Origin of the sequence: Umezawaea sp. NPDC059074 (genome assembly GCF_042738955.1) — a bacterium.
Classification (GTDB): domain Bacteria; phylum Actinomycetota; class Actinomycetes; order Mycobacteriales; family Pseudonocardiaceae; genus Umezawaea.
Genome location: NZ_JBHYHC010000062.1, coordinates 42,040 through 51,779, shown reverse-complemented (window position 1 = coordinate 51,779; position 9,740 = coordinate 42,040). Strand labels below are relative to the sequence as shown.

The 9,740-nt window shown below is 72.0% G+C and carries 8 protein-coding genes; 4 read left to right on the top strand and 4 right to left on the bottom strand.

What is annotated here, in order from left to right; all coding sequences use genetic code 11:
• Positions 1 to 56 precede the first annotated feature (56 nt).
• On the bottom strand, positions 57 to 1,658 hold the full coding sequence (locus tag ACFWW9_RS26285) for an amidohydrolase (protein ID WP_390383280.1): 1,602 nt from the start codon (positions 1,656 to 1,658) through the stop codon (positions 57 to 59).
• Between the two features lie 90 nt (positions 1,659 to 1,748).
• Between ACFWW9_RS26285 and ACFWW9_RS26280 the strand changes: the two genes are divergently transcribed.
• The gene (locus ACFWW9_RS26280; RefSeq protein ID WP_390383286.1) at positions 1,749 to 2,696 is read left to right on the top strand and encodes a methionyl-tRNA formyltransferase; all 948 of its coding nucleotides are present in this window, start codon (positions 1,749 to 1,751) and stop codon (positions 2,694 to 2,696) included.
• 78 nt (positions 2,697 to 2,774) lie between these two features.
• Positions 2,775 to 3,443: an HNH endonuclease family protein gene (locus ACFWW9_RS26275; protein WP_390383277.1), complete on the top strand. Its 669-nt coding sequence runs from the start codon at positions 2,775 to 2,777 to the stop codon at positions 3,441 to 3,443.
• Here the strand turns inward: ACFWW9_RS26275 and ACFWW9_RS26270 are convergent, their stop codons facing one another.
• From ACFWW9_RS26270 to ACFWW9_RS26260, 3 genes are all read right to left on the bottom strand, one after another.
• Entirely contained in the window at positions 3,444 to 4,466 is a 1,023-nt protein-coding gene (locus ACFWW9_RS26270) for an aldo/keto reductase (protein WP_390383275.1), read from the bottom strand.
• A gap of 83 nt (positions 4,467 to 4,549) precedes the next feature.
• Positions 4,550 to 5,524, bottom strand: a complete 975-nt coding sequence (locus ACFWW9_RS26265) for an AraC family transcriptional regulator (RefSeq protein ID WP_390383271.1) — start codon at positions 5,522 to 5,524, stop codon at positions 4,550 to 4,552.
• 10 nt (positions 5,525 to 5,534) lie between these two features.
• On the bottom strand, positions 5,535 to 6,332 hold the full coding sequence (locus tag ACFWW9_RS26260) for a hypothetical protein (RefSeq protein ID WP_390383268.1): 798 nt from the start codon (positions 6,330 to 6,332) through the stop codon (positions 5,535 to 5,537).
• A 161-nt stretch (positions 6,333 to 6,493) separates the two neighbouring features.
• Between ACFWW9_RS26260 and ACFWW9_RS26255 the strand changes: the two genes are divergently transcribed.
• Both ACFWW9_RS26255 and ACFWW9_RS26250 read left to right on the top strand, forming a co-directional pair.
• Positions 6,494 to 8,002: a CHAD domain-containing protein gene (locus tag ACFWW9_RS26255; protein WP_390383265.1), complete on the top strand. Its 1,509-nt coding sequence runs from the start codon at positions 6,494 to 6,496 to the stop codon at positions 8,000 to 8,002.
• A gap of 92 nt (positions 8,003 to 8,094) precedes the next feature.
• The gene (locus ACFWW9_RS26250; protein WP_390383262.1) at positions 8,095 to 9,693 is read left to right on the top strand and encodes a beta-N-acetylhexosaminidase; all 1,599 of its coding nucleotides are present in this window, start codon (positions 8,095 to 8,097) and stop codon (positions 9,691 to 9,693) included.
• Positions 9,694 to 9,740: the final 47 nt, after the last annotated feature.

Here is a 9,740-nt window from a genome sequence, read left to right as displayed (position 1 = left end):
CCGCCCCCGGCGGGGGTGGCCGGGTCCGCAACGGGCACCCCGCCCCCCGCCACCCGTCACGCGCCGAGTCCCGAGGGGTCGTGCACGGCCTCGCCGCCCACGAAGGTGGCGACCACCGGGATGCGGCTGATCTTCGCCACGTCGTGGGTGCGCGGGTCGTCGCCCAGCACCGCGAAGTCGGCGAGCTTGCCCACCGAGAGGGTGCCCAGGTCGTCCTCGCGGCGGCAGGCGGCGGCCGCGCCCCTGGTGTAGGCCGTGAGGGCCTGGTCGACCGTGATGGCCTCGTCCGGCCCGATCCTGTTGCCGCCCTTGGACGTCCGGTCGACCATGAACTGGATCGCCTTCAGCGGGGCGCCGTCCGACACGGGCCGGTCCGAGCTGCCCGCGATGGTGATCCCGTGGTCCAGGAACGCCTTCCCCCGGTACATCCACGCGGACCTGCGCGCCCCCATGATCGTGCTGTAGTCGTCGCCGTTGTCGTAGAGGAACGCAGGCTGGATCACCGGGATCGCGTCCAGGTCGGCGATCCGCTTCAGCTGCTCCGGCCGGGTCATGCCGCAGTGCTCGATCCGGTGCCGCACGTGCCGCGGGAACCGCCGGTGCGCCTCCTCCAGCGTGTCCAGCGTGAAGTCCAGCGCCCGGTCGCCGATGGCGTGCACGGCCAGCTGCCACCCCGCCGCGTGCCCGTCCAGGATCGCGGCGGTCATGTACTCCGGGTCGTCCTGGAGGTGACCGCTGTTGTTGGTCCCCTCGTACGGCTCGGTCAACGCCGCCGTCCTGGCCATCATCCCGCCGTCGGTGAACACCTTGAGCGCCCCGATGGACAGCCGGTCGCCGCCGAACCCGGTCCGCAGCCCCAGGTCGATGGCGCGGGTGACCCGGTCGTCCCGGTGCGCGGCCACGGTGTGCAGCACGTCGGCGGACACCATCAGCTGCACCCGCAGCGGCAGCCGGTCCCGCTGGTAGGCCGCGACCTCCAGCGGGCTGCTGCCGACGATCCCGCCCGCGACCCCCGCCTCGGACGCCGTGGTCACGCCCTGCGCCAGGCACTGCCGGGCCCCGAGGGCGACGTGGTCCGCGATCTCGTCGACCGAGTACGGCAGCCGCAGCCGCCGGACGGCCGTCTGCGCGCCCTCCGCGAGCCCGCCGGTGGGGTTCCCGTCGCGGTCGAACTCGACGCCCGGAGTGCCGGGTGCCAGCGCCGACGGCGGAAGTTCCTTGAGCACGAAGGTGTTCACCACGCACGCGTGGCCGGACAGGTCCTGCACGTACACCCGGCGGTCCTGCGCGACGGCGTCCAAGTCGCGCGCGGTCAGCGGCCGGTCCAGCGCGCGATGGTCGTAGCCCGCGACCTCCAGCCACCCGCCCGCGGGCTCGATCTCCCTCAGCTGGGCGATGATCGCGGCGACGCTGCGGCACGCGGAGATGTCCGCGGTGACGCTCGCCCGGCCCGCCCAGGCGAGGTGGACGTGGGCGTCGACGAAGCCCGGCAGCACGACCGCGCCGTCGAGGTCGACCACCCGCTCGGCGTCGAGGTCGGCGATCTCCTCGTCGAAGCCGACGATCCGGCCGCGCCAGACCCCGACGCTGGTCGCTTCGGGCCTGGTGGGGTCCATCGTGACGAGTCGGCCGCGCACCAGCTTCATATCGAGGATCACAAAGTGGCAGGTTACCCACGCCTGTCCAGTTCGGTTAGCCTCACGTTACTTAGGTTAGGCTGACTTGATTTGGACGAGGAAGGGATGGCCATGCGGGTTGTCATGTTCGGCTACCAAACCTGGGGGCACCGGACCCTGCGGGCGCTGCTGGATTCCGAGCACGACGTCGTCCTGGTGGTCACCCACCCCAAGAGCGAGCACCCGTACGAGCAGATCTGGAGCGACTCGGTCGCGGACCTCGCGGCGGAGCACGGCGTCGAGACGCTCATCCGGAACAAGCCGGACGACGAGGAGCTGCTCACGCGCCTCAAGGAGCTGGAGCCGGACGTCATCGTGGCGACCAACTGGCGCACGTGGATCCCGCCGCACGTCTTCTCCCTGCCGAGGCACGGGACGCTGAACGTGCACGACTCGCTGCTGCCCGCCTACGCCGGGTTCTCGCCGTTGATCTGGGCGCTGATCAACGACGAGAAGGAGGTCGGCGTCACGGCGCACATGATGGACGACACGCTGGACGCGGGCGACATCGTCCTCCAGCGGTCGGTGCCGGTCGGGCCGCGCGACACGACGGCGGACCTGTTCCACAAGACGGTGGAGCTGTTCGGGCCGATCACGGTCGACGGGCTCGCGGAGATCGCGTCCGGGCGGACCGACTTCGTGAAGCAGGACCGGAGCAAGGCCAGCTTCTTCCACAAGCGCGCGGACACCGACCTGCGGATCGACTGGACCTGGTCGGCCGAGGAGCTGGACCGGCTCGTGCGGGCGCAGTGCTCCCCGTACCCGAGCGCGTACGCGTTCCACAAGGGCAAGCGGCTGGAGATCGTCGAGGCCGAGGTGTCGGCCGCCAAGTACGGCGGGACGCCCGGCCGGATCTTCTACCGCGAGGGTGACGGCGTGGCCGTCGTGGCGGGCGCCGACGCCCGGCGCGGGCGCAACCACGGGCTGCTCGTGAAGCGCGTGCGGACCGAGGACGGCGTCGAACTGGGCGCCGAGCAGTACTTCACGACCATGGGCGGATACCTCACCAGCACGCCCTAACGGGACCTGCCCGCCGCCCGTCCTCGGTGATCGCTGATCATAGGTCCGTCGATCACCGAGGACGGGAGAGCCGAGCGCATGGACCGCAAGCAGGCCACGGCGTTGACGAGCCTGGTCATCGTGATCGTCCTGGCGGCCCTGGCGTGGTACCTGGACAGGGCGAACAACGATTCGCCCACCGCCACGCCACCGTCGGCGGGGCCCCCGCCGTCGGCCGGTGACTCGACCGCCCAGCTGGCCGGGCTCGTGATCGCGCCCGAGGGCAAGATGGCCGGGTACAGCCGCGACCGGTTCCCGCACTGGGCGAGCCAGGGCAACTCCTGCGACACCCGCGAGATCGTGCTCCAGAAGCAGGGCACGAACGTGAAGGCCGACAAGGACTGCAAGGCCGTCGAGGGCACGTGGGTCAGCCCGTACGAGGGGCAGACCATCACCAACGCGGCCGACATGGACATCGACCACACGGTGCCGCTCGCGGAGGCGTGGCGTTCCGGGGCGGCGGCGTGGACCGACGAGGACCGGAAGAAGTTCGCCAACGACCTGGGCGGCGTGCAGCTGATCGCCGCGTCGGCCAAGACGAACCGGTCCAAGGGCGACCAGGACCCGGCCAAGTGGAAGCCCCCGGCCCAGACCTACTGGTGCAAGTACGCCAAGGACTGGATCTCGGTGAAGTCGACCTACAAGCTGACGATCGACCAGCCCGAGCACGACGCGCTGGCGTCGATGCTCACCTCCTGCGCGCCCTGATCACCCGGCCTGGGGCAGCCGGTCCCCCGGCGAGCCCTGGCCCCAGTCGGGGTACGGGACCGGGTTGGCGCTGACGGTGTCCAACTCCTCCAGGTCCTGCCCGGTCAGCACCAGGTCGACGGCCGCGAGGTTCTCGACGAGCTGCTCCGGCCGCTTGGCGCCGACGATCACGCTGGTCACGCCCGGCCGCGCCAGCACCCACGCGAGCGCCACGCGCGGCACGCCGACGCCGTGCCGCTCGGCCACGACCCGCAGCGCGTCCACGATGTCGTGGCCGCGGTCGAGGTCGACGGGCGGATAGCCGAACCGGGCGCGGCGCGCGGTCTCGTCGGTGGCGCCGTCGCGGCCGATCTTGCCCGACAGGAAACCTCCGGCGAGCGGGCTCCACACCAGCGTGCCGAGGCCCTGGTCCACGGCCATCGGCAGGATCTCGCGCTCGACCTCGCGGCCCGCCAGCGAGTAGTACACCTGCTGGGAGGCGAACCGGCTCAGGCCGCGCAGGTCCGAGGCGCCCAGGTACTTCATCATCTGCCACGCCGCCAGGTTCGACGCGCCGATGTAGCGGACCTTGCCCTGCCGGACGGCGTCGTCGAGCGCGCCGAGGGTCTCCTCCACCGGCGTGACCGGGTCGAAGCTGTGGATCTGGTAGAGGTCGACGTGGTCGGTGTCCAGCCTGCGGAGGCTGTCCTCCAGCGCCTTCGCGACCCACAGCCGGGAGAGGCCGACGTCGTTGGGCCCGGAGCCCATGCGGGCGAACAGCTTCGTCGCCAGCACGACGTCCCGGCGGCGGGAGCCGAGCGCCCGGCCGACGATCTCCTCGCTCTCGCCCGTCGCGTAGACGTCGGCGGTGTCGACCAGGTTCACCCCGCTGTCGAGCGCCATCCCGACGAGCGCGTCGGCGGCCTTGTCGTCCAGGCCGCCGATGGTGCTCCACGGCGGCGCGCCCCGCCCGCCGAACGTCATGGCCCCCAGGGCGATCCGCGAGACGAAGATCCCCGTGGTGCCCAGTCGCGCGTACTGCATGGTCCGCCTTCCGCCGGGTGCGCCGTTCGCACCGCCGCCACCGACGCTACGAACCGGCGGGCGCGCGGACCATGCCGCGGCGTCTACGGAACTTGCGCGGTCGTCCCGACCCGGAACTGCACGTCCGGCCACACGACCGGGCCCTCGAACGTGGCGAAGCGGTCGTCGCGGTACCGGGCGGGCGGCACGCCCGTGACGCGCTTGAACGCGGTGGCGAACGAGCTCTCCGAGGCGTAGCCGAACTCGGCGGCGACCGAGGCCACGGTCCGGTCGCTCGTCCGCAGCACCCGGCCCGCGGCGTGGATCCGCCAGCGCTGGAGGTAGTCCAGCGGCGGCAGGCCGACCAGGTCCTTGAACCGGGCGGCGAACCCCGCGCGGGACATCCCGACCTCGGCACCGAGCTTCGCCACGGTCCACGGGTCGCCGGGCCGCTGGTGCAGGGCGAGCAGCGCGCGGCCGACGTGCCGGTCGCCGAGCGCTCCCAGCCAGCCCCGCAGCCGGACCGGTTCCTCCACGAGCGCCCGCATGGCCTGGATGAACAGGATCCCGGTCAGCCGCTCGGACATCGCCGACGTACCGAGGCGGGTGTCGTCGACCTCGTCCAGGAGCAGCCGCATCAGGGGCGCGATGGCGAGCGCCTGCGGGGTGCCCGCCCGGATGACCGAGACCGGCGGCAGGCCCGCGAGCAGGAGCGCGACCGTGGAGTCCAGGAGGTCGACGCTGCTGCCGAGCAGGAGGAGTTCGTCGGCCGCGCCCACGCGCACGATCCGCGCGGGCGCCGCCCGGTACACGGCCACGCCGTCGGTGAGCGGGGCGGCGAGGTCGCTCGCGAGCTCGAACGTGTCCCGCGCGGCGAGCAGGTAGCAGTCGCCCGCCCGCAGCTCCACCGGGTCGCCGCCGTCCGCGGCCAGCCAGCACCGGCCGGTCAGCACGACGGCGATCTTGATGTGCTCGTGGACGGGGAAGCCGAACCGCCACGACCCGCTCGCGGCCAGCCCGGAGAGCGAACCGGTCCGCACGTTGAGCGAGGCGAACACGTCCGACAACGGGTCTTCCATGGGGCCAACGCTACGGGCGCAGGCCCTTCATCTGCTCGACGAGGTCGCCGTAGATCTCCGTCCGGCGCACCCACGCGGCCGAGCCGGAGGACGCCGACGGGATCGGGCCGAGCGGGCGCACCACGTCCGTCACGCCGTACTCCAAGCGGTACGCGACCAGGCCGGTGGCGGCCAGCAGCCACGGCGCCGGGTCGGGGCAGACGATCTCGCCGAGGCCGATCCGGAACCACACCGGCAGCCGCAGGTCCGCGGCCAGCGCCCGGTCGATCCTGGCCCGCGCGGCGGCCCAGATCTCCTCGCGCGCCTTCTCCCCGGCGACGATGGCCTCCAACCGCCACGCCTCCTGGGTCGCGCGCTCGTCGGCCGCCAACCGGTCGGAGGACTCCTGCGCGTTGCTCTGCCGCGCGCCGATGTGCCAGTCCAGCTGGTGGATCTCGTGGGTGATGTTGTCGCGCTCGAACTTGGCCTTGCGGCCGGACTCCAGCCTGCGGCGGCCCGCCTCGCGCCGGGCCTTCAGCTCCTCGAACTCGGCGACCTCCTGGCGGACCCGCACCCGCACCGAGTCGGCCAGCACCTCCTGCTCGGCGTCCCACGCCTTGCGCAGCGCCTCCACGACGTCCGCGATCTCGTCGTCGACGGCGTCGAGGTCCTCGTCGGGGCCGGAGCCCGCGCCGGACATCCGGCGTTCGAGCACCAGCAGCCGGGCGCTGACCCTGCCCAGTTCGGCGGTCAGCACCTCGGTGACGGTCTTGAGGTCGGCGATCGCGGGCTCGACTACGTCGAGCCGCTCCTTCTCCGTGGGTGCCACACGTCCAGCCAACCGCACGTGGGTCTCCTGCCAAGACCGTGATCGGGAAAACCAGCCGGACGGGCCCACGACTACCCCCGGCCAGGTCAACGGCCGCACACGGAAAGTGACCAGCGTGGCGAACACGGCTAAACGGACAGGGAACGGTGTATGTCTAGAAGATGCCGACCTCAGTGCAGGAGACCGAACGCAAGTACGAGGCGCCGTCCGGCGGCGACCTGCCCCCGCTCGACGGGTTCCCCGGCGTGGCCGCGGAGGCCGGGCCGGAGCGGATCGAACTGGAGGCCGTCTACTACGACACGGCCGACCTCCGGCTCGCTCGCGCGAACGTGACGCTGAGGCGGCGGACGGGTGGTGACGACGCGGGCTGGCACCTGAAGCTGCCGGTCGGCGTGGACACCCGCGAGGAGGTCCGGGTCCCCCTCGGACGGGCGAAGAAGCCGCCGAAGGAACTGGCGAACCTGGTCCAGGCGCACGCCCGCGGCAAGGCGTTGGAACCGGTCGCGCGGATCAGCACGACCCGCGAGCGGTGGCAGCTCGTCGACGACCGGGGCGGCCTGCTGGTCGAGGTGGTCGAGGACCTGGTGTCGGCGCAGGTCGTGGACGACGACTCGACGGCGGACTCGTGGCGCGAGATCGAGGTCGAACTGGGCGAGCGCGGCGACCTCGCGCTGCTGGACACGGTGGAGCGGAGGCTGGCCGACGCGGGCATCCGGCGGTCCACGTCGTCGGCGAAGCTGACCCGGCTGCTGTCCGACCGGCTGGAACCCGCCCCGAAGGGGCCGCGCACCGGCCGCAAGGCGACGGCGGGCGACGTGGTGCTGGCGTACCTGCACGAGCACGCGAAGGCCCTCAAGCACTACGACCCGGCCGTGCGCCGCGAGGCCGACGACGCCGTGCACCAGATGCGGGTGTCGACCCGACGGCTGCGCAGCGCGCTGCAGGCCTACGGCAAGGTCGTCGACCGCGAGCAGACCCGTGAGCTGACGAACGAGCTGAAGTGGCTGGCCGGGGTGCTCGGCGAGTCGCGCGACCTGGAGGTGCTGCGCGACCGCTTCGCCACGGCGGTCGCCGACCTGGACCCGGACCTGGTGCTCGGCCCCGTCCCCGCTCGGCTGACCAGGCACTTCGCCCCGTTGGAGACGGCGGCGCAGAAGAACGGCGCGGCGACGCTGAACGGCGCCCGCTACTTCGCGCTGCTGGACGCGGTGGACGCGCTGCTGGCCGATCCGCCGTTGACCGACCTCGCGGGCGAGCGGGCGGAGAAGGTCGTGCCGAAGCTGGTGGACAAGGCCTACCGCAGGCTGGCGGGGCACGCCGAGGAGGTGCCGCGCACCCGGCCGGGCGTCGACCGGGACGTGGCGCTGCACGAGTCGCGCAAGGCAGCCAAGCGCTTGCGGTACACGACCGAGGCGGCCGTGCCGGTGTTCGGCAAGCACGCCAAGGCGTACCGGAAGACGATCAAGGGCGTGCAGACGCTGCTGGGCGAGCACCAGGACAGCGTGGTGGCCCGGCCCGCGCTGCGGGAACTGGGCGTCCAGGCGCACCTCGACGGCGAGAACGGGTTCACCTACGGGCTGCTGCACGGGCTGGAGAGCGGTGTCGCCGCGCGGATCGAGGCGGAGTTCCCGGCCGTCTGGCGCAAGGTCGCCAAGCCGAAGCTGTCCTGATTGGTCTGGACCTTGACAGCTCCTGGGCGGGCTGTAACGGTGAAATCAGCCGCTGCCGCTCGGTTGGTTCCAGCCTGCCCAGGAGGAGTTTCGTGGGGATCGGGACAAGCACACGGCGGTTGCACGGCGCCGCGCTGGCGCTGCTGCTCGCGGCGACCTCGGCGGTCGCGGTGGGCGCGGCGAGCCCAGCGCAGGCGACCCCGGAGACATCGTTGCGCCACATCGTTCCCGCGCCGGTCAAGGTCACGCCCCGACCGGGCGTGACCTACTCGTTGACCGCGGGCGCGCGGATCCAGACCCAGCCCGGCTCGGCGGACGCGCGCAAGGTCGGCGAGTACGCGGCCGAACTGCTGCGGCCCGCCACCGGCTACCGGCTGCCGGTGTCCTCCGGCGTGACCCCCAGAGGGGTGACGCTGCTGCTCGTGGGCGCCGACCCCAAGGTCGGCCAGGAGGGCTACCAGCTCGACGTGACGCCGTGGGGCGTGGTGATCCGCGCACGGGCGGCGGCGGGCCTGTTCGCGGGCGTGCAGACGCTGCGGCAACTGCTGCCCGCGAAGATCGAGGCGAAGACCCGCCAGTCCGGGCCGTGGACCGTGCCCGGCGGCAGCGTCCTCGACTACCCGCGCTTCGGCCACCGCGGCGCGATGCTCGACGTGGCGCGGCACTTCTTCAGCGTCGACGAGGTCAAGCGGTACATCGACCAGATCGCCGCGTACAAGGTCAACTACCTGCACCTGCACCTCGCGGACGACCAGGGCTGGCGCATCGAGATCAAGAGCTGGCCCCGGCTCGCGACCTACGGCGGCAGCGTCGAGATCGGCCCCGGCGAGGGCGCGCTCTACTACACGCAGGAGCAGTACAAGGGCCTGGTGAAGTACGCCGGGTCGCGCGGCATCACGATCATCCCGGAGATCGACATGCCGGGTCACACCAACGCCGCGCTCGCCTCCTACCCCGAGCTGAACTGCGACGGCGTCGCGCCGCCGCTCTACGACGGCACCGAGGTCGGCTTCAGCTCGCTCTGCATCGACAAGCCCATCACGTACAAGTTCGTCGACGACGTCCTGCGCGAGCTGGCGGCGCTGACCCCCGGCCCGTTCCTGCACATCGGCGGCGACGAGGCCCACTCCACGTCCGAGCCGGACTTCAAGACGTTCATGGACAAGGTCCTGCCGCTGGTGGCGAAGCACGGCAAGCTCGCGATGGGCTGGCACGAGTTCGTGAAGACGAACCCGGCCACCTCCGCCGTGCCGCAGTTCTGGGGCACCGAGACCGTGGACGCCGACGTCGCCGCGGCGGCGGCACGGGGCAACAAGATCCTGATGTCGCCCGCCGTCAAGGCCTACCTGGACATGAAGTACGACGAGAACTTCCCGCTTGGCCAGGACTGGGCCGCCCTGATCGAGGTGAAGGACGCCTACGACTGGAACCCCGGCGCGTACCTGAAGGACGTGCCGGAGTCCGCGATCCGCGGCGTCGAGGCTCCACTGTGGACGGAGACCCTGGCCGACTCCTCCGACCTCGAGCAGATGGCCTTTCCGCGCCTGCCCGCGATCGCCGAGCTGGGCTGGTCGCCGCAGTCGACCCACAACTGGGACGACTTCTCGAAGCGCTTGGCCTACCAGGCCCCGCGTTGGAAGGCTGGTGGCGTCAAGTTCTACCCATCGACCCAGGTGAACTGGGTGAAGTAGGGCATGGCAACGGGCCGCGAGGGTTGTCCCCTCGCGGCCCGTTGTGC